20 protein-coding genes are annotated in these 16,797 nt (G+C 63.5%); 7 read left to right on the top strand and 13 right to left on the bottom strand.

Annotated features, from left to right (window positions below; genetic code table 11):
* Positions 1-100: 100 nt before the first annotated feature.
* Complete coding sequence (locus CK221_RS07825; protein WP_095777306.1) at positions 101-985, top strand: helix-turn-helix transcriptional regulator; 885 nt, start codon at positions 101-103, stop codon at positions 983-985.
* Here the strand turns inward: CK221_RS07825 and CK221_RS07830 are convergent.
* The 6 genes from CK221_RS07830 to lgt all read right to left on the bottom strand — a co-directional run bounded on the left by CK221_RS07830 (position 982) and on the right by lgt (position 6,716).
* Positions 982-1,917 carry a ribose-phosphate pyrophosphokinase gene (locus tag CK221_RS07830; RefSeq protein ID WP_066994382.1) on the bottom strand — a complete coding sequence of 312 codons (936 nt, stop codon included), beginning with the start codon at positions 1,915-1,917 and terminating at the stop codon, positions 982-984. The genes CK221_RS07825 and CK221_RS07830 overlap by 4 nt on opposite strands.
* A 163-nt stretch (positions 1,918-2,080) precedes the next feature.
* Positions 2,081-2,695: a hypothetical protein gene (locus tag CK221_RS07835; protein WP_066994385.1), complete on the bottom strand. Its 615-nt coding sequence runs from the start codon at positions 2,693-2,695 to the stop codon at positions 2,081-2,083.
* 55 nt (positions 2,696-2,750) lie between these two features.
* The gene (locus CK221_RS07840) at positions 2,751-3,902 is read right to left on the bottom strand and encodes a Xaa-Pro peptidase family protein (RefSeq protein ID WP_066994388.1); all 1,152 of its coding nucleotides are present in this window, start codon (positions 3,900-3,902) and stop codon (positions 2,751-2,753) included.
* Entirely contained in the window at positions 3,903-4,691 is a 789-nt protein-coding gene (pgeF, locus tag CK221_RS07845; protein ID WP_095777307.1) for a peptidoglycan editing factor PgeF, read from the bottom strand. It abuts the gene before it with no gap.
* Positions 4,692-4,797: 106 nt separating this feature from the next.
* Positions 4,798-5,865, bottom strand: coding sequence for a class I SAM-dependent methyltransferase (locus CK221_RS07850; RefSeq protein WP_095777308.1), 1,068 nt, complete (start codon positions 5,863-5,865; stop codon positions 4,798-4,800).
* The gene (gene lgt, locus CK221_RS07855) at positions 5,862-6,716 is read right to left on the bottom strand and encodes a prolipoprotein diacylglyceryl transferase (RefSeq protein ID WP_095777309.1); all 855 of its coding nucleotides are present in this window, start codon (positions 6,714-6,716) and stop codon (positions 5,862-5,864) included. The genes CK221_RS07850 and lgt overlap by 4 nt, the downstream gene beginning before the upstream one ends.
* A 132-nt stretch (positions 6,717-6,848) precedes the next feature.
* Between lgt and CK221_RS07860 the strand changes: the two genes are divergently transcribed.
* The 3 genes from CK221_RS07860 (at position 6,849) to CK221_RS07870 (ending at position 8,351) form a co-directional block, all read left to right on the top strand.
* Complete coding sequence (locus CK221_RS07860) at positions 6,849-7,151, top strand: accessory factor UbiK family protein (RefSeq protein ID WP_095777310.1); 303 nt, start codon at positions 6,849-6,851, stop codon at positions 7,149-7,151.
* A gap of 321 nt (positions 7,152-7,472) precedes the next feature.
* On the top strand, positions 7,473-7,973 hold the full coding sequence (locus CK221_RS07865) for a YbjN domain-containing protein (protein WP_066994911.1): 501 nt from the start codon (positions 7,473-7,475) through the stop codon (positions 7,971-7,973).
* Between the two features lie 18 nt (positions 7,974-7,991).
* On the top strand, positions 7,992-8,351 hold the full coding sequence (locus CK221_RS07870; protein ID WP_066994400.1) for a tRNA-binding protein: 360 nt from the start codon (positions 7,992-7,994) through the stop codon (positions 8,349-8,351).
* Here the strand turns inward: CK221_RS07870 and CK221_RS07875 are convergent.
* The 4 genes from CK221_RS07875 to CK221_RS07890 all read right to left on the bottom strand — a co-directional run bounded on the left by CK221_RS07875 (position 8,343) and on the right by CK221_RS07890 (position 12,317).
* Positions 8,343-9,407 carry a glycosyltransferase family 1 protein gene (locus CK221_RS07875; protein WP_095777311.1) on the bottom strand — a complete coding sequence of 355 codons (1,065 nt, stop codon included), beginning with the start codon at positions 9,405-9,407 and terminating at the stop codon, positions 8,343-8,345. The genes CK221_RS07870 and CK221_RS07875 overlap by 9 nt on opposite strands.
* Positions 9,408-9,610: 203 nt before the next feature.
* Positions 9,611-10,954, bottom strand: a complete 1,344-nt coding sequence (locus CK221_RS07880; RefSeq protein ID WP_067327137.1) for an ATP-binding protein — start codon at positions 10,952-10,954, stop codon at positions 9,611-9,613.
* 123 nt (positions 10,955-11,077) lie between these two features.
* The gene (locus CK221_RS07885; RefSeq protein WP_059188911.1) at positions 11,078-11,797 is read right to left on the bottom strand and encodes a response regulator transcription factor; all 720 of its coding nucleotides are present in this window, start codon (positions 11,795-11,797) and stop codon (positions 11,078-11,080) included.
* Positions 11,784-12,317, bottom strand: a complete 534-nt coding sequence (locus CK221_RS07890) for a MarR family transcriptional regulator (RefSeq protein WP_095777371.1) — start codon at positions 12,315-12,317, stop codon at positions 11,784-11,786. The genes CK221_RS07885 and CK221_RS07890 overlap by 14 nt, the downstream gene beginning before the upstream one ends.
* Before the next feature lie 262 nt (positions 12,318-12,579).
* On the opposite strand from CK221_RS07890, the gene CK221_RS07895 reads away from it, so the two are divergent.
* Positions 12,580-13,473 (top strand): branched-chain amino acid aminotransferase, encoded by an 894-nt coding sequence (locus CK221_RS07895; protein ID WP_095777313.1) that lies wholly within the window; start codon positions 12,580-12,582, stop codon positions 13,471-13,473.
* Between the two features lie 344 nt (positions 13,474-13,817).
* Complete coding sequence (locus tag CK221_RS07900; protein WP_095777314.1) at positions 13,818-14,459, top strand: MBL fold metallo-hydrolase; 642 nt, start codon at positions 13,818-13,820, stop codon at positions 14,457-14,459.
* Between the two features lie 66 nt (positions 14,460-14,525).
* Here the strand turns inward: CK221_RS07900 and CK221_RS07905 are convergent, their stop codons facing one another.
* From CK221_RS07905 to CK221_RS07915, 3 genes are all read right to left on the bottom strand, one after another.
* On the bottom strand, positions 14,526-14,936 hold the full coding sequence (locus tag CK221_RS07905) for a BA14K family protein (protein WP_066994411.1): 411 nt from the start codon (positions 14,934-14,936) through the stop codon (positions 14,526-14,528).
* A gap of 189 nt (positions 14,937-15,125) precedes the next feature.
* On the bottom strand, positions 15,126-15,338 hold the full coding sequence (locus tag CK221_RS07910; RefSeq protein ID WP_006202521.1) for a cold-shock protein: 213 nt from the start codon (positions 15,336-15,338) through the stop codon (positions 15,126-15,128).
* 239 nt (positions 15,339-15,577) lie between these two features.
* Entirely contained in the window at positions 15,578-15,790 is a 213-nt protein-coding gene (locus CK221_RS07915; RefSeq protein WP_006202520.1) for a cold-shock protein, read from the bottom strand.
* 457 nt (positions 15,791-16,247) lie between these two features.
* Between CK221_RS07915 and CK221_RS07920 the strand changes: the two genes are divergently transcribed.
* Positions 16,248-16,643 (top strand): Kazal-type serine protease inhibitor domain-containing protein, encoded by a 396-nt coding sequence (locus CK221_RS07920; protein WP_066994414.1) that lies wholly within the window; start codon positions 16,248-16,250, stop codon positions 16,641-16,643.
* Positions 16,644-16,797: the final 154 nt, after the last annotated feature.

Here is a 16,797-nt window from a genome sequence, read left to right on the forward strand (position 1 = left end):
CGCAGCCAGCCAGCTTTATTGGCCGCTTGTCTTATAATCGGCTTGAATGGCGACTTCTTTCGTGGTTTGGTCCAATAGTTTCGCAAGTGGGCCACATCGAATGCCGCATGGCCGGGAAATCTTCAGGGGCGATGCCGCCGAGCTCGGCCGGCTGCATGAAAGCCGCTGGCAGTGGCTGGAGCAGGCGGTCGGGCCGGCGGTCGCGTTGCCGACCGAATATCCCGACGGCTACCACGTGCCGCGGCACCGCCACAGCCGCAGCCAGTTGCTGCATGCGCTTGTCGGCGTCGTGCTGGTGACGACCAAGCACGGCCGCTGGATGGTGCCGCCCGACCATGCGATGTGGATACCGGCCGGCATCGAGCATTCGGTCGAGATGCTGGGCGACGTCTCGATGCGCTCGGTCTATGTGGTGCCGGATGCAATTCCCGGCCTGCCGGAGGGCTTGCGCGTCGTCGGCATCACCGAGCTGATGCACAGCCTGATCGTGGAATCGGAGAAGCTGCCTCAGGGCGGCGAGCTCGAAGGACGCGCCGGGCTGATCATGGGGCTCCTGCTGCATGAGATCCCGAACCTGCCGGAGCGGCCGCTCGGCCTGCCTTTTCCGTCGGATCCGAAGCTTGCGGCGCTCTGCCGGCGCTTTGTCGCGGCGCCTTCGCCACATGCGACGATCGACGAATGGGCGGATGCCGCTGGCATGAGCCGGCGCTCCTTCACACGCGCCTTCCACCGCCAGACCGGGCTGTCGCTCTCCACTTGGCGCCAGCAGGCCTGCCTGTTCGCGGCGCTGCCGAGGCTCGCCGACGGCGAGCCCATCACCAGGGTGGCGTTCGATCTTGGCTATGACAGCGTGCCGGCGTTCATCACCATGTTCAAGCGCATGCTCGGCAGTTCGCCTCGCGGCTATATGCGCGGCGCGCGCGAGTCAGGCGAGGGGGCAAAGCGATCAAGCGGCCCGGTTCAGGCCAGCAGCGGCGCGGTCTAGTCGAACAGGCTCGAGACCGATTCTTCTGTCGCCGTGCGCGAGATCGCCTCGCCCATCAGGTCGGCGATCGAGATGACGCGGATGTTGGGCGCGTCGAGCACGGCCTGGCTGGGCTGGATGGAATCGGTGATCACCAGTTCCTGCAGTTTCGAGCCACTGATGCGGGCAACGGCGCCGCCCGAGAGCACGCCATGGGTGATGTAGGCAGTGACGCTAGTCGCGCCGTTGGCGAGCAAGGCATCGGCCGCGTTGCAGAGCGTGCCGCCGGAATCGACGATGTCGTCGATCAAGAGGCAATCCTTGCCGGCGACGGCGCCGATGATGTTCATCACCTCGGATTCGCCGGGCCGCTCGCGGCGCTTGTCGACGATGGCGAGCTGGGCATCGAAGCGTTTTGCAAGCGCGCGCGCCCGCACCACGCCGCCGATGTCGGGCGATACGACGACGACATTGCCGAGCTGCTTGTATTTCGCCTTCACATCCCGGGCCATCACCGGCACCGAGAACAGATTGTCGGTCGGGATGTCGAAGAAGCCCTGGATCTGGCCGGCGTGGAGGTCGAGCGTCAGCACGCGATCGGCGCCGGCGCGGGTGATCATGTTGGCGACGAGCTTGGCCGAAATCGGCGTGCGACCTGATGCGCGGCGGTCCTGCCTGGCGTAGCCGAAATAGGGAATGACCGCCGTGATGCGCCTTGCCGAGGAGCGCATGAACGCGTCCATCATGATGAGCAGCTCCATCAGATGGTCGTTGGTCGGATAGGAGGTCGACTGCAGGATGAAGACATCCTCGCCGCGCACGTTCTCCTGGATCTCGACGAAGATCTCCTGATCGGCGAAGCGCCTGACGCTGGCCTTCCCCAGCGGGATGTTGAGATAGCGAGCGACCGCTTCGGCCAGCACCCTGTTGGAATTGCCCGCAAAAAGCTTCATGCACCGTTCCTGGTGAAGGATGGAGAGACCGGACAGACTCTCATGAGCCTTTATGCCGGGCTTTTAGCGGCCCGCGCCGGTATTGCAAGCCTCGTGATCGGGAATCGTTCGACAAGGCGCAACAAAGGCCGGCTGGATCGCAAGCCGGCAACAGGTTGGTCGATCAACCGGCGCCGCCGCTGCCGAGCCACGCGGTGAACTGGTCGATCGTCTGGTCGGCGATGGCCTGCATGGTGGCCGGCGCTACCGCCGGCCAGCCTTCGCCGCTGCCGACGGAAACCGCTTTCTGCTGGCCATTGATGCGATGCAGGCGGTTGCCCGACGGATCGTAGATATCCCAGACATAGATGACTGTGGTGTCCTTGCCTTCGGACATCGTCGAGAAATAACCCTTCAGCACATGCGTCGCCGTCTGGTCGGTGCTGCCGACAAGGGTCACGCCGCGCTGCCTGGCGCGCGTCTGCAATTCCGCCGTCAAGGGTGCTGCGGCCTCCACCGAGGCGCCGACGATCGGCGCTACCTGCAGCCGGGTCTTGGCGATGGCGGCGGCCTGAGCCGGCGTGGCAGGCGTTGAAGCCGCCGCGGTCGCTGTGGGCGCGGGCGCGGTGGTCGTTGTTGGCGATGCGGTGGCCGACGTGCCCTGGGTGGCCGGCAGAGCCTGGGCCGAACCCGCCGGCGGCTTGACGGCAGAAGGATCGAGGACGTCCTTGGCGTTGGTGCAGGCGGCCAGCGCCAGCGCCGCAAGCAATGACACGGTCGTCACCTGCGATCGTCTCATTTGCCCGACAACTCCCTGGTGGCGAACGCCCCCGCGTGAACCAACCATTATGGATTCACTGCACGATCAAGTCGAGATCATGGCGCGAGAGCGGCTTCGGCGCCGATTCCGTGGTAAGATAGGTGCGGCCGAGCGTCATCGCCGTATCGGTTTCCGAATCCATGATGATCATATGCGCGAACAGCGTCATGCTGGGCGCGATCGGCTCCGGATTGCCCTGGTAGAACATCGGCATGTCCATCCAGGACGGCGTGAAGCGGGCGCCGAGCGAATAGCCGCAGGCGTTCAGCCGGTGCTTGGTCAGATTATGCGCCTCGAGCGTGCGGGCATGCGCGTCGAAGACGTCGCCGAAGGAATTGCCCGGCGTCATCGCCTTCTCGACGGCAAGCAGAGCCGCGCGGGCGGCATCGAACAGTTCCTGGTGGCGCTTCGAGACCTTCCCGGTCAAAACGGTGCGCATCATCGCCGCGTGATAGTGATGGAAGACGCCAGCCCATTCGAGCGTCAGCTGGTCGTTCTTGGTGAGCTTGCGGCGGCCGGCCTTATAGCGGCAGAGCAGGGCATCGGCGCCGGACCCGATGATGAATTCGTTGGCGGGATAGTCGCCGCCGCCGGCAAAAACTGCTCCTTGCATGGCGGCCAGGATCAGCGCCTCGTCGCCACCCTGCTTGATCAGCGGCAGCGCGGCATCGAGCGCATCGTCGGCGAGGCTTGCGGCTTTTTCGGCCTTGGCGATCTCGGCCGGACTCTTGAAGAGCCGCAGCCGGCCGACGATCCCGGAAGCATCGGCGATCTGGCCGAAGGTCTGCAACTGCTCGTCCACGCGACGGCCATTGTAGGCCGTGAGGCCGTGCGTATCGTATTCCACGCCGATGCGGGCGCCAAGCAGATCGAGATCGTTGAGCAGGTTGCGCAGGTCGATCGCGGGATTGGCGCCATCACGATCGGTCCACAATACGATATTCTCGATGGTCGAGGTGTTTCGCGCCTGCCTCAAATCGGCCGAGCGGGTGAGCAGCACCATCGAGCCGTCGCCCTTTACCACCAGGCACTGGAAGAAGCAGAAGCCGAAAGTGTCGTAGCCGGTCAGCCAGTACATGCTCTCCTGCGCGAACAAAAGCACGGCGTCGAGCTTCTTCTCGGCCATCTCGATCAGCAGCCGGTCGCGCCGCGCGTCGAATTCCGAACGTTCGAAATGCAGCGCCATTTACTCTTTCTCCAGAACGATTGCCGAAACCTGCCGCCCGTAATCCGCTTCCTTGCGGTGGGTGGTGCGGCGGTAGGAATAGAAAAGGTGTTCTTCGGCGTAAGTGCAGCGGCCGAGCCCGTCTGCGGTCACGCCAGCCTTGCGCAACCGGTCGACCGTATATTGGTTGAGGTTGAACATCGAGTGGCCAGGGTTCTGCGACGACTTGAAGTAGCGTTGATTGCCGGCGTCGGCCTCGATGAAGCGAGCGACGAATTCCGGTCCCACCTCGTAATTGTCGGGTCCGATGGAAGGGCCGAGCACGGCGACGATGCGATCGCGGCGGGCGCCGAGCCCTTCCATCGCGGCTACGGTGTTTTCGAGCACGCCGCTGAGGGCGCCTTTCCAGCCGGCATGGGCCGCGCCGATGACGCGCGCCTCCGCGTCGGCGAACAGCACCGGTCCGCAATCGGCCGTCGAGGCGCCGACAGCGATGCCCGGCCGGTCGGTGACGATGGCGTCTGCCTTGGGGCGAGCGCCGGCAAAAGGCTCCTTGGCAATGACGACATCGGGAGAATGGACCTGGTGCGCGGTGAGGAGATGATCCGCCGGCACGCCCATCCAGTAGGCAACGCGGCGGCGGTTCTCGGCAACCAGCGTCTGATCATCGCCGGAGCCCGTGCCGATGTTGAGGCCTTGATAGATGCCGCCGGAGACGCCGCCGATGCGGGTGAAATAGCCGTGGCGTATGCCTGGCGCCTTCGCAAGCAGCGGCGAGCGTACTGGATCGGGTCTGGTCTGATTCAGCATGGAAGGGTTTGTTGTCCGCGTGGGCGATTTCGTCAAGGTGGAGTTCGGGTGGGGTATGTGGCTCGGGCAAGTGGCAGGGCCAGCTTGCACGGGTTGCCTGCCGATGTCAGCCAGTTTTCGCGGCTGGCAGGATCTTCATCACCTTGAACAGCTCGCCCATCGCATCGGGGCCGGCAAGGCGCTTGACCGCCTCGGAAATCGCCTGACGCGCGACATCATCGGCCCGGGCGCCGAGCGCGCCGGCGCGCTCGAGCAAGCCCATGCCGAGCAGGAATTCGCTCTGCGTGGTCAGTTCCGCCTGGAGGCTGTGCTCCCGGACGGCTGCGGCCAACGCGGCGAAATCGACATGAGCGGTAAGATCGGCCCCGCCGGGATTGGCCAGCACGTCTTCGTGATCGTGCCTGCGCACAGCCTGCAATGTGTCGCCGAAGCCCGGCTCAAGATGGCCGTAGTCGATGAACAGCCCGGCGCCGCCATGGCCGGCGATACGCTCGGCAATCGCTGCCATCAGCGCGGCGCGGGCCGGCGCCACCTCGACGATCGCGCCTTGCAGAGCATCGGCCGCGCCGGCCGGCAGCAGCGTCGGGTCGACGGAACCCGCGCCGGCGAAGAAATGAAGATTGTCTTTCTCGTCGAGCCCGACCACGCGCTCGCGCCAGCCGGCGCCGACATAGACGAACTGGCGGATCGGCACCGCGTCGAACAGTTCGTTGCCGACGATGAAGAGCGGCTGCTGCGGCAGCGTGTCGATGGTTTGGTGCCAGCTCAGGGCCGAGTTCTGGCCGGCAAGCGTCTCTTTCTGGATTTCGGCCAAGCGCGGACTGGTCTCGATCATGGCGAAGGAAGCCTCGGCGGCAAGCGCCGGATCGAGGCGGGACCAGGTGCGCAGCATGTCCTTCATCAGCGTGCCGCGACCGGGGCCGATTTCGGCGAAGGTGGCTGGCAGCGGACGCCCGGCGCCTTGCCAGGCCTGGTAGAGCCAGACGGCGACAAGCTCGCCGAACATCTGGCTGATCTCCGGCGCGGTGACGAAGTCACCGGCGGCGCCGAAGGGCTCGCGCGTCGTATAATAGCCGTCCTCAGGGTCGAACAGGCAGAGCGCCATGTATTCGCTGATTGGGATCGGCCCCACCGCGCCGATCAGGCCGACGATGCGCTCCTTCAGCCTGGTCATGCCGGCTGCGTCTGCGTCGTCGGCTTTGCGGTGGCCATGGCCCAGATGCCGGCAAGCACCATCGGCGAGGACAGGACCATGCCCATGGTCAGCCAGTTGGTGCCGAGCAGATAACCGAGCTGCTGGTCAGGCTCGCGGAAGAACTCGACGAAGATGCGAGACAGGCCGTAGCCGCAGATGAAGGCGCCGCCGACGAAGCGCGGTGTCTTCAGCTTCAGCCGCGAGTGGGTGAGAAAGCGCAGCACCAGGAAGAGCACAAGACCTTCCAGCAGCGCCTCGTAGAGCTGGCTGGGATGCCGGGTGAATGGGCCGCCATTGGGGAATTCGATCGCCCAGGGCACGTCCGACGGACGGCCCCACAGCTCCGAATTGATGAAATTGGCCACACGCACCAGCCCAAGGCCGACCGGCACGCCGGCCGAGACGACGTCAAACAGCGTCCAGGTATGAATGCCGCGCTTGAGCGAAAAGAGGGTCATGGCGAGGATGACGCCGAGCAGTCCGCCATGGAACGACATGCCGCCCTGCCAGACCGCCAAGATGTCGAGCGGATGCGCGATATAGCGTGGAAGGTCGTAGAAGAGGACATAGCCGGTCCGCCCGCCGAGCACCACGCCGATCGCCGCCCAGACGATGAAATCGTCAAGATCCTCGGGCTTCATCGGCAGCTTGCCGTCCGGCCAAAGGCTGGCATTGCTGGCCAGGCGCTTGGCGTACCACCAGGCGAACAGAATGCCGACGATGTAGCCGACGCCGTACCAATGCACCGCCAGCGGCCCGATATGGACGATGACCGGGTCGATATTGGGGAAGGGCAGGGAGGCCAGCGGCAGCAGGAAATATTCGCTCAAACTGGGTCGCTCCGGTTGCGGTCGTCTATCGGGCGCGGACCATGCGGCAGGGTTTTGGCGGGGTCAAGGCACGCTTCGCTTGCAATCCGTGCCGCGCGCCACTACGTCAAAATAATCAAGCGAGGATTTGCCATGTCGACCGGAACGAACCGCATTCTCGACGAATTCGCCAAGCTGATGACCGATGCCGCGGGGGCAGCCCAAGGCGTCAGGCGCGAGATGGAGACGGCCTTCCGCAGCCAGGCCGAGCGCCTGCTCAACTCCATGGATGTGGTGAAACGCGAGGAGTTCGAGGCCGCGCGCGAGATGGCCGTCAAGGCAAGAGAAGATAACATCCAGCTTGCGGTGCGCATCGAAGCGCTCGAGGCCAAGCTCGCCGAATTGACCGGGCAGGCCGCACCTGCGGCTGCGGCGAAGCCCAGATCAAAAAAATAATCGTAAACTTTTCCACAAAGCACGATCCGAAAAATCGCTTTGCCGTGAATCGCTTACCGGCATTGCATGAATCTTTTTGACAGCGCCTTTCCACATGCGAATGACGCAGTGCGAAAAATTGGGCTGTTCACGCGACTCCCGATCAATAGACTGAATTTGTTGCATGATTCGAAGCAGGGTCATGCGCCGGGCGGTGGGGTCCGGTTGGGGTCTTTGCGTTTGGAAAGTCCTGGCCGTCCGAGTTCTAGACAAGATTGTTCGTTGTGCGTGCCCTCTCTCGCGGAGCGTGTGGCGGCGCTCTCAGAACGACAGGAAGCATTCATGGAACTCCTCGAACTCGAATTCTCCCGCGAAATCCACCCGGTGGACGTCATCGAGCAGGTGGCCCACAACAATGACTGGTCCTTCGAACGCGCCGGCGACGACGAGATCTCGATTTCGGTGACAGGCAGCTGGACCGACTATCATGTCTCCTTCTCCTGGATGGAGGATTTCGAGGCGCTGCATCTGGCCTGCGCGTTCGACATCAAGGTGCCGGAAACGCGCGCGCTGGAAGTGATGCGGCTGCTTTCGCTGATCAACGAACAGATGCTGTTTGGCCATTTCGACCTGTGGGAGCAGGAGGGCGCGATCATGTTCCGGCAATCGCTGCTGCTCGCCGGCGGGGTCGAGCCGTCGAGCCAGCAGGTCGAGGTGCTTCTGTCTTCGGCGTTAGAGGCCTGCGAATGCTATTTCCAGGCCTTCCAATTCGTCGTCTGGTCGGGTACGTCGGCCAAGGACGCGCTGTCGAGCGTGCTCTTTGAAACCCATGGAAGCGCCTGAGCGAAGCCAATACCGCCGATGAGTTCCAGCAGCGAGCGCAAGCCGGAGATCAGCTTTGCCGATTTCGATCGTGTCGACATCCGTGCCGGCACGATCGTCGAGGCTGAGCCCTTTCCGGAGGCGCGCAAGCCGGCATTCAAGCTGAAGATCGATTTCGGCCCGGCGATCGGGGTGAAGAAGTCGTCGGCGCAGATCACCAAATATTATGCGCCGGAGACGCTGATCGGCCGGCAGGTCTTCGCGGTGGTCAATTTCCCGCCGCGCCAGATCGGCCCGTTCATGTCGGAAGTGCTGACGCTTGGCTTTCCGGACGAGGAGGGCGCCGTCGTGCTCGGCGCCATCGAGCGCAAAGTGCCGGACGGCGGGCGTCTATTCTAGAACTAGCCTGGGCCGGCTTGACGTCACCGCATCCCGATCGGTGCGCTTGCGCGGCATTCCCAGCGCCTCTTCGACCACGTCCAGGAACATCTCGGCGCATGCCTTCCAACTGTAGCGCAGGGCGCGCTGGCGCGCCTCCGCGCGGTCAATGTGAAGCGCCTTGAGCGCCGCCTCGCGCAAATCCCTGGACACGGCCCCACCGACGCCGTCGCCGACGATGTCGATCGGTCCGGTCACCGGATAGGCGGCTACCGGCGTGCCGCTGGCCAGAGCCTCGATGATGACGTTGCCGAAGGTGTCGGTGCGGCTCGGAAAGACGAAGACGTCAGCCGAAGCGTAGATTTCCGCCAGTTCGTCGTTCGGGCGATGACCGAGGAAATGCGCGTTCGGATAGCGGGCGCTGAGCTTTGCCAGTTCCGGCCCTTCGCCGACCACCACCTTGCTGCCGGGGAGATCGAGATCTAGGAAGGCGGTCAGGTTCTTTTCGATCGCGACACGGCCGACGCAGAGGAAGATGGGGCGGGGAAAGCTGGTTTCCTTGCGTTTGTCCGGGCGGAAATGATCGGTGTCGACGCCGCGAGTCCAGGGCCTCAGCTTATCGAATCCGCGCGAGGCAAGGTCGTCCGCCAGCGATTGCGTGGCGACCAGCGTGCCCTGTCCGGAATTGTGGAAGTCGCGCAGCCAGTTATAGGCCCACCTCTCCGGCACCGGCAGGCGGGCGCTGAGATATTCGGGAAAACGCGTGTGGTAGCTGGTGGTAAAGGGACGGCCCGCCTTGCGGCAGTAGCGGCGCGCCATGATGCCGAGCGGCCCTTCGGTGACAATGTGGATGTGGTCGGCCTTTCCCGCTGCGATCAGCCGCGCGACATGACTGGGGGTTGTCAAGGCGAGCCGAATGTCCGGGTAGGTCGGCAGCGGCAAGGTGCGGAAGATGTTCGGCGTCAGAAAATCGACCTGGACGTCGAAGGATTTCAGCGTTTCGGTAAGCCGCTCCAGCGTGTGAACCACGCCGTTGACTTGCGGTCGCCATGCGTCGGTGACCATCAGGATTCGCATGACGACCCTTCGCACAGATTCTTGGGCGCGCCGGCACGATGGCGGAACGGCAGCCAGGCTGCAGCTCGCGCTTCGCTCCAGCGCACCCGGGCGGGTGCGGGATCGAAGCGGGGCGGCATAACCGAATCGATAAAGGTCGCGCGCTTCATGCGCGCTCTTGACCATGATTTCATGACGGGGGGATGAAGGCCGTCTTTGTCCGACTAAGCCGGCACCTTGATCACGGCTCGCAGACCGCCCAGCGGGCTGTCTTCAAGCATGATGTCGCCGCCATGGGTTCGGGCGATGTCGCGGGCGATCGACAGACCAAGGCCGGTGCCGCTGGCATCGAGATTGCGCGCTTCGTCGAGCCGCAGGAATGGCTTGAACACTTCCTCGCGCTTGTCCGGCGCGATGCCGGGACCGTCATCGTCGATGGTGACGGTCAGCGAGCCGCGGCCATGATTGGCATGCACCTCGACCGTCTTGGCATATCGGAAGGCATTGCCGATGACATTGGACATCAGCCTGGCAAAGGCGTTCGGCCGCACATGCACGGTCGGATCGCCGGTCAGTGTCGTCGACAGCTTGCATTTGCGAAGTTGCGCTTCCTCGCCAAGCTTCTGGAAATAGGCATCGAGATCGAAGCGGCCGGTGTCTTCCGCCGCCTCGCCGCGGGCAAAAGAAAGATAGCCCTCCAGCATCGACTGCATGTCGTCGATGTCCTGGTTCAGCGCGGCCTTGGTCTCGGCCTTGCCGCCGGCCAGGGCCAACTGCAGCTTGAAGCGGGTTAGAATGGTCCTGAGATCATGGCTGACGCCGGTCAGCATGGCGGTGCGCTGCTCGATCTGGCGCTCGATGCGCTCGCGCATCTGGATGAAGGCGAAGCCGGCGCGGCGCACTTCCTCCGCGCCGCGCGGACGGAAATCGCGCGGCATCGGCCGGCCCTTGCCGAAGCTCTCGGCGGCTTCGGCCAAGGTCAAGATCGGCCTTATTTGATTGCGCAGGAAGGGGATGGCGATCATCAAGAGCACCAGCGAGGTGCCGACCATCCAGATCAGGAAGATATGGGTGTTTGAGGCATAAGCCTGGCTGCGACGCACGAAGACGCGCAGCACCTTGCCTTCGAGCTGGACGCGGACCTCGACGACATTGGAGTTGCCGACCGTGTCGATCCAGAAGGGACGGTTGATCTGTCGGGTAATCTCCGATGACAGGGCCGTGTCGAGGATTGAGAAGAACGGCTTCGGCCCGGGGGCCGGCAGCGGATCGGGCGGCAGCAGATCCACTTTCAGCTGCATGCGGTCTTGGGCGATGCGGATGATGTTGGCGTAATCGGCGTCGTGGGGGTAGGTCTCCATCATGTCGATGATGGCGGCGATGTCTGCGATCGTCGCCTGCGACAGGCGTTGGGTAACAGTCTGCCAGTGGCGCTCCATGAAGACGAAGGCGACGACCGACTGCAAAAGGATCATCGGCGCGATGACGATGATCAGGGAGCGGGCATAAAGCCGCTTCGGCATGTAGAGCGCGACCAGGCGCCAGAACCGGTTCCAGGCGCGCGGCATCGCCCTCAGCGTCCGCAAAGCGAGATCGCCGGGGCTCCCGGTCTTGGGCTTTTCCAGTTGCGTGGTCGCCATTCGCCCTTCCGCTCGTAGACGGCCATTCAGCCAAGGCCGTCTGCGAGCATGTTATTCCACGCTGAGCCGATACCCAATACCGCGCACGGTCTGCAGCCACACCGGATTGGACGGATCGCGCTCGATCTTGCGGCGCAGCCGGTTGATCTGGACGTCGATGGTCCGCTCGCCGACATCCGATTCGTCGCCGACGAGCTCGTGCCGCGGTATGGTTTCGCCCGCCCGGGCGGCGAAGATCGCCAGGATTTCCTGCTCGCGGTCGGTCAGCTTCAGCGCCTCGCCGCCACGCTTCAGTTCGCGCTTGGCGATCTGGAACGTGTAGGGGCCGAAAACGAGCTGCTCGACTTTCGGCGTCGCCGCCGGGCCGCCGCGGCGCAGGATGTTGTTGATGCGCAGGATGAGCTCGCGCGGATCGAAGGGCTTCGGCAGATAGTCGTCGGCGCCGGCCTCGAGCCCGGTGATACGGCTGTCGGTTTCCGACAGCGCCGTCAGCATCAGGATCGGCACGTTCTTCTCGGCCCGCAGCGCCTTGGTGAGGTCGACGCCGGTTTCGCCGGGCATCATGACGTCAAGCACGAGCAGGTCGAAGTCCAGCCCCGCGAGCTTGCGCCGGGCCTCGCCGGAGTTGCCGGCGACGGTGACCCGAAAACCGTTCTCGGACAAATATTGCTTGAGCAGATTGCGGATGCGGGTGTCGTCGTCGACCACCAGCAGATGCGGCGCATCATCGCCGGGCGCTGCCGGATGATCAACCTTCTCAGTGGTCTCCATTTTTCTTCCCCGATGTTTGCGCAGGCACAATGTCGATCTGCGCTCTAAGTTCCGGATTGACCATCGCCTCGAGGAATCTCTCGATCGAGGCGCGTTCGGCGGTCCCGGAATCTTCCAATGCAGCACGGATGCGGCGCGACTGTGGCCGTGCCAGCGCCAGTGCCAGCGCGCGGCCCTTGGCAGTCGGATAGAGCTCGCGCTGCCGGCGGTCGCGCAATCCTTGCACCTGGACAATATGGTCCGTGTCGATCAGCTGCTTCAACACCCGCGCCAGGCTCTGCTTGGTGATCTTCAGTACGTCGAGCAGCTCGGCTACCGTCAGTCCGGGCCTGCGGTTGACGAAATGCAGGACGCGGTGATGGGCACGGCCGAAGCCGTAATCGGCAAGGATCTGGTCGGGATCGGAGGTGAAGTCGCGATAGGCGAAGAAAAACAGCTCGATGATGGCAAAGTCGATGCCGTCCTCGTCGGTGATCGCCGTCCTGATCGGTTTTCCGGCTGCGGGGCTTCGTTCCGTCATCATCTCTCCATGCCAAGCGGGAATTACGTCAGTACTGTTGACGTAATTTCCCGCAAATGATAATTTTTGACAAGCTTTTCGGCGGATTGCGAACGAAAAGGCAAGCGGAAGCCGTTTTTCCGGAACTTCCTAAGTTTGCCAGGGATTGAATATCCGCCTACGCTTCCAGACACAGGCCGGCGGTTTCGGACCCAGTGGCGGGGCCGATACGAAAGGCCGTATGACACAACGATTGGCGGGCGCCCGCCCGCGGGAGGTTTCCATGGCATCCGTTCCCTTCGATCAACTGGACGGCTTCATCTGGATGAACGGGGAGTTCGTCAAATGGGGCGAGGCCAAGATCCACGTGCTGACCCATGGCCTGCACTATGCCAGCGCGGTCTTCGAGGGCGAGCGCGCCTATGGCGGCCAGATATTCAAGCTCACCGAGCACAATGAGCGCCTGCATGAATCGGCGCGCCTGCTCGGCTTCAAGATTCCCTACTCGGTCGGCGAGATCGACGAGGCTTGCCGCACGCTTCTGAAGAAGCAGGGTTTCAAGGACGCCTATGTGCGTCCGATCGCCTGGCGCGGCAGCGAGCAGATGGGTGTTTCGGCGCAGAACAACCGCATCAACTGCGCCATCGCCATCTGGCAGTGGCCGAGCTATTTCGACCCGGCGCAGAAGCTGAAGGGCATCCGCCTCGACGTCGCCGAATGGCGCCGGCCCGACCCGCGCACCGCGCCATCCAAGTCCAAGGCCGCCGGCCTCTACATGATCTGCACGCTCTCCAAGCACGCCGCCGAGGCCAAGGGCTACGCCGACGCCATGATGCTCGACTGGCGCGGCCAGGTGGCGGAAGCCACCGGCGCCAACATCTTCTTCGTCAAGGACGGCAAGATCCACACGCCGACGCCCGACTGCTTCCTCGACGGCATCACCCGCCGCACCGTTATCGGCCTGGCCAAGGACCGCGGCATCGAGGTGATCGAGCGCGCCATCATGCCGGAAGAGCTCGATGGCTGTGAGCAGTGCTTCCTTACCGGCACGGCTGCTGAAGTCACGCCGGTCTCGGAAATCGGCCCGTACCGATTCGAGGTTGGCGAGATCGCTAAGACGTTGATGAACGACTATTCTGCCGCGGTGCAGCCAAAGCACGCCATCGCCGCAGAATAGGGATAGTCACAGCCTTTTTGTGCAACGGGGCGGTTTCAAGCCGCCCCTTTTATTTAGGCGCCTGCGCAGCAATTCGGCGTCTCATGAGTGCGGGCGATCCGGCGACGGCAGCGGAGCAGCCGGTGGGACTGGCAGGGCGATGGACAATACAAAGCATCATCGTCGGCGCCGGCGCCATCCTCACCGACATCATGCGCGCGGTCATGACCGTGATGAAGAATAGGCTTGGCAGAATTTCAGGGTTCCCATGGACGGCTATGGCCGCCCATTTCTTTTGGAGGGATCACCGGTGGACGCAGTCGGCTGTGCTCTCTACATCAGGGCAACGCCTCGAAAGGAAAGCCATGGGTCAGCTCAATGCCGGCATCGTGCCGGTCACGCCCTTCCAGCAGAATTGCACCATTCTCTTCGACATGGACGACAAACAAGGTGTCGTCATCGATCCCGGCGGCGACGTCGACAAGATATTGGCGGTACTCAAGGACAACGCGATCAGGGCGAAGGCGATCTGGATCACTCACGGCCATATCGATCATGCCGGCGGCGCGATGGATTTGAAGGATGCACTCGGCATCGACATCATCGGCCCGCACGAGGCCGATCGGCCGCTGCTTGCCAATCTCGAGACCCAGGCCAAGCGCTTCGGCCTTACCGATCCGGTGCGCAATTGCATTCCGGACAGTTTTCTCAGCGAAGGCGACACGGTCTCGTTCGGAGAGCATGTGTTCGAGGTGCTGCATTGTCCGGGGCACGCGCCGGGCCATGTCGTCTACTACGACCGCGCGGCCAAATTCGCCCATGTCGGCGACGTGCTGTTTCGCGGCTCGATAGGCCGCACCGATCTGCCGGGCGGCGATCACGCCGCGCTGATCGCCTCGATCAAAGACAAGCTGCTGCCGCTCGGCGACGATATCGGCTTCATCTGCGGTCACGGTCCGGGCGGCCGCTTCGGCGAGGAGCGCCGGACGAATCCCTTCCTGACCTGATCCTCTGCGCAAAGAAAAAGCGCCGCTGGAGGGCGGCGCTTTTGCCTGGACTGGAAACCGTAAGTCTTAGTTGGCAACACAGAAATGCTGTTCGCCATCGTTGCCCGTGAATGTGCCGGTACGCGAGTTGAAGGTGCGGTACCGGTCGGAGCAATACTCGTACCATTCGCGGGTCCACGGCTCGGCATAGCGGTCGGCATAGACGACGCGCGGCTGTACATAGTAGCGGCGAACGGGGCGGTCGACATAATAGCCGTCATCATAGGCGGGATCGTAGTATCTCGGCCCAGGGTTGCTGAGAGCACTACCGATCAGGGCGCCCGCCGCCAGGCCGACAACGCCCGCGGCAAGGGCGTCGCCGCCATTGTGATGATGACGACGCCAGCGCCAATCATCAGCATTTGCCGCCGAGAAGGTGGCCAAAGTGGTCGCGGCGACGCCGGCGGTCACAATGGCGGTCTTGAGAATTCGGTTCATTTTCGGTCTCCTTCGCGCCGGCCCGCGTATTTCAGGGGATGCGGGTCGGCTTTAGCAGGGGTTAATAGAAGACCGTGGCTGAACGGAGGCTGAACGGCACTGCGCGAACGATTTCGCGGCTCGACAAAATTCCGAGCTCTGCGGGAGCGCCCCGCCTGCTCAGTCTCCGTCGGATCTGTCTTGAGCCGGCTAGCCGATAGACAGATTGACGGCCTTCGGACCCTTGCCTCGCTTGTCGGGCTCGGTGTCGAATGTCACTTTCTGCCCATCCTCAAGACCGGGAAGGCCCGACGCCTGCACGGCCGAAATATGGACGAAGACGTCCTTCGCGCCATCGTCGGGCGTGATGAAGCCGAAGCCCTTGGCATGGTTGAAGAATTTGACGGTGCCGGTCTGCGGCATGGGAAGCTCCTTTGATCCCATCAAGTCAGTCTCGGGCCGGCAAATTGCCCGAGAGGAAATTTGTCCTTTATTTTAGCGCTATCGGCAAGAGAAAGTTTTCGCCTGCCAATACAACTATTTGCCGGACAAAAAAGGGCGCGACGGAACCGTCGCGCCCTCGAAAACTCAAGCTTCCTGCGAAGCCGATTCATGATCCTGCCGCGCCGTTCATCAGCGGAAGGACAGGCAGCGTCGCCCGCTCAGGCGGCGCGGAGGTTGACCGCCTTCGGACCCTTGCCCATGCGGTCAGGCTCGACGTCGAAGGTGACCTTCTGGCCGTCGACGAGCGTACGCAGGCCGGAGGCCTCGATCGCGGAGATGTGGACGAACACGTCCTTGGCGCCGCCGTCAGGCGTGATGAAGCCGAAGCCTTTGGTGGCGTTGAAGAACTTTACGGTGCCGGTCTGGGCCATGGGGGAAACTCCTTCACCCGTATCAGTCTCGTGGGCTCGCCCGCTTCCTTGGGCTGATCCCGGTGTTGCTTCGGCAGTCATGCATTCGCGCATGGTCAAAGCCCCCGCCGAAAAACGGGGCCGTCAGAGATTCACACTATCGGGGAAAGGTCGTCCAAAACGTGCCGCTCTCCGGGTCGCAAATGCCCGAACACCAAATTTATTACACGGAAATGTGATGGTTGCAAGACAGCACCGCGGGCGGCCCTCGGCGCGCCCAACGCGAGGCCATCGATAGACCCGGCGCCATGACCGGTCATCGGCCAGTGAAAAGCCGGGCATGGGCCAATGCGAGAAGCCGACCGGCGATGAATTTCGCCCCGGGCAATGCACAAGCCGGGGTTGCGTTCGATCCCAAAATGGCGAGGAATTGCGCGAGCTGGCGCGATCGCGCCTGAGCCAGATAGGAGAGGGACCTATGCGATTTCTTGCGGCAATCGTTTCGCGGCAGGGCCTTGTCGCCCTGCTACTGTCGGCATTGCTGGCGGCCTGTACCGTGGTCGTCGACGAAGGACCGCGTCCGCGTCCGCCGAGACCGCATCCGCAGCTCTGCACGATGCAATACGAACCGGTGTGCGCAAGACGCGGCGGCGACCGCCAGACCTTCGCCAATGCCTGCCTGGCGGAGAGGGCAGGGTATCGTATCGTGCGTGACGGGCCTTGCCGGGATGGCGGCGGTGGCGGCGAGCAAACCTTCTGCACCCGCGAATACGCGCCGGTCTGCGCCAGACGCTACGGCGAGGTGCGCACTTTCCCGAATGCGTGCGAGGCCCGCGCGGCGGACTATCGCATCATCGGCGACGGGCCTTGCTAGCGGCATTGGGGGCAAGTCCTCGGAGCGCTGCCCGCAGACTTGCATCTGCCGCCCGCTTGGCTTAGGTCCGGCGGACGGACAAACACGGCAGGTTTCCCATTAACAGAGATCAGAGAAGAGCGGCAAACGCGGGCGGCAAGCCAGGATCGGCGAG

Origin of the sequence: Mesorhizobium sp. WSM3868, assembly GCF_002294785.1 — a bacterium.
In the GTDB taxonomy this organism is placed as follows: domain Bacteria; phylum Pseudomonadota; class Alphaproteobacteria; order Rhizobiales; family Rhizobiaceae; genus Mesorhizobium.

What these genes read in the sequence shown, in the direction of transcription:
- pgeF (WP_095777307.1), bottom strand. Translation starts at nt 4,691, where the DNA reads ATGCTGAATCAGACCAGACCCGATCCAGTACGCTCGCCGCTGCTTGCG.
- CK221_RS07840 (WP_066994388.1), bottom strand. Translation starts at nt 3,902, where the DNA reads ATGGCGCTGCATTTCGAACGTTCGGAATTCGACGCGCGGCGCGACCGG.
- CK221_RS07895 (WP_095777313.1), top strand. Translation starts at nt 12,580, where the DNA reads ATGGCATCCGTTCCCTTCGATCAACTGGACGGCTTCATCTGGATGAAC.
- CK221_RS07920 (WP_066994414.1), top strand. Translation starts at nt 16,248, where the DNA reads ATGCGATTTCTTGCGGCAATCGTTTCGCGGCAGGGCCTTGTCGCCCTG.
- CK221_RS07905 (WP_066994411.1), bottom strand. Translation starts at nt 14,936, where the DNA reads ATGAACCGAATTCTCAAGACCGCCATTGTGACCGCCGGCGTCGCCGCG.
- CK221_RS07880 (WP_067327137.1), bottom strand. Translation starts at nt 10,954, where the DNA reads ATGCCGCGCGCCTGGAACCGGTTCTGGCGCCTGGTCGCGCTCTACATG.
- CK221_RS07870 (WP_066994400.1), top strand. Translation starts at nt 7,992, where the DNA reads ATGAGTTCCAGCAGCGAGCGCAAGCCGGAGATCAGCTTTGCCGATTTC.
- CK221_RS07830 (WP_066994382.1), bottom strand. Translation starts at nt 1,917, where the DNA reads ATGAAGCTTTTTGCGGGCAATTCCAACAGGGTGCTGGCCGAAGCGGTC.
- CK221_RS07850 (WP_095777308.1), bottom strand. Translation starts at nt 5,865, where the DNA reads ATGACCAGGCTGAAGGAGCGCATCGTCGGCCTGATCGGCGCGGTGGGG.
- CK221_RS07910 (WP_006202521.1), bottom strand. Translation starts at nt 15,338, where the DNA reads ATGCCGCAGACCGGCACCGTCAAATTCTTCAACCATGCCAAGGGCTTC.
- CK221_RS07885 (WP_059188911.1), bottom strand. Translation starts at nt 11,797, where the DNA reads ATGGAGACCACTGAGAAGGTTGATCATCCGGCAGCGCCCGGCGATGAT.
- CK221_RS07865 (WP_066994911.1), top strand. Translation starts at nt 7,473, where the DNA reads ATGGAACTCCTCGAACTCGAATTCTCCCGCGAAATCCACCCGGTGGAC.
- CK221_RS07915 (WP_006202520.1), bottom strand. Translation starts at nt 15,790, where the DNA reads ATGGCCCAGACCGGCACCGTAAAGTTCTTCAACGCCACCAAAGGCTTC.
- CK221_RS07875 (WP_095777311.1), bottom strand. Translation starts at nt 9,407, where the DNA reads ATGCGAATCCTGATGGTCACCGACGCATGGCGACCGCAAGTCAACGGC.
- CK221_RS07825 (WP_095777306.1), top strand. Translation starts at nt 101, where the DNA reads ATGCCGCATGGCCGGGAAATCTTCAGGGGCGATGCCGCCGAGCTCGGC.
- CK221_RS07900 (WP_095777314.1), top strand. Translation starts at nt 13,818, where the DNA reads ATGGGTCAGCTCAATGCCGGCATCGTGCCGGTCACGCCCTTCCAGCAG.
- CK221_RS07860 (WP_095777310.1), top strand. Translation starts at nt 6,849, where the DNA reads ATGTCGACCGGAACGAACCGCATTCTCGACGAATTCGCCAAGCTGATG.
- CK221_RS07835 (WP_066994385.1), bottom strand. Translation starts at nt 2,695, where the DNA reads ATGAGACGATCGCAGGTGACGACCGTGTCATTGCTTGCGGCGCTGGCG.
- CK221_RS07890 (WP_095777371.1), bottom strand. Translation starts at nt 12,317, where the DNA reads ATGACGGAACGAAGCCCCGCAGCCGGAAAACCGATCAGGACGGCGATC.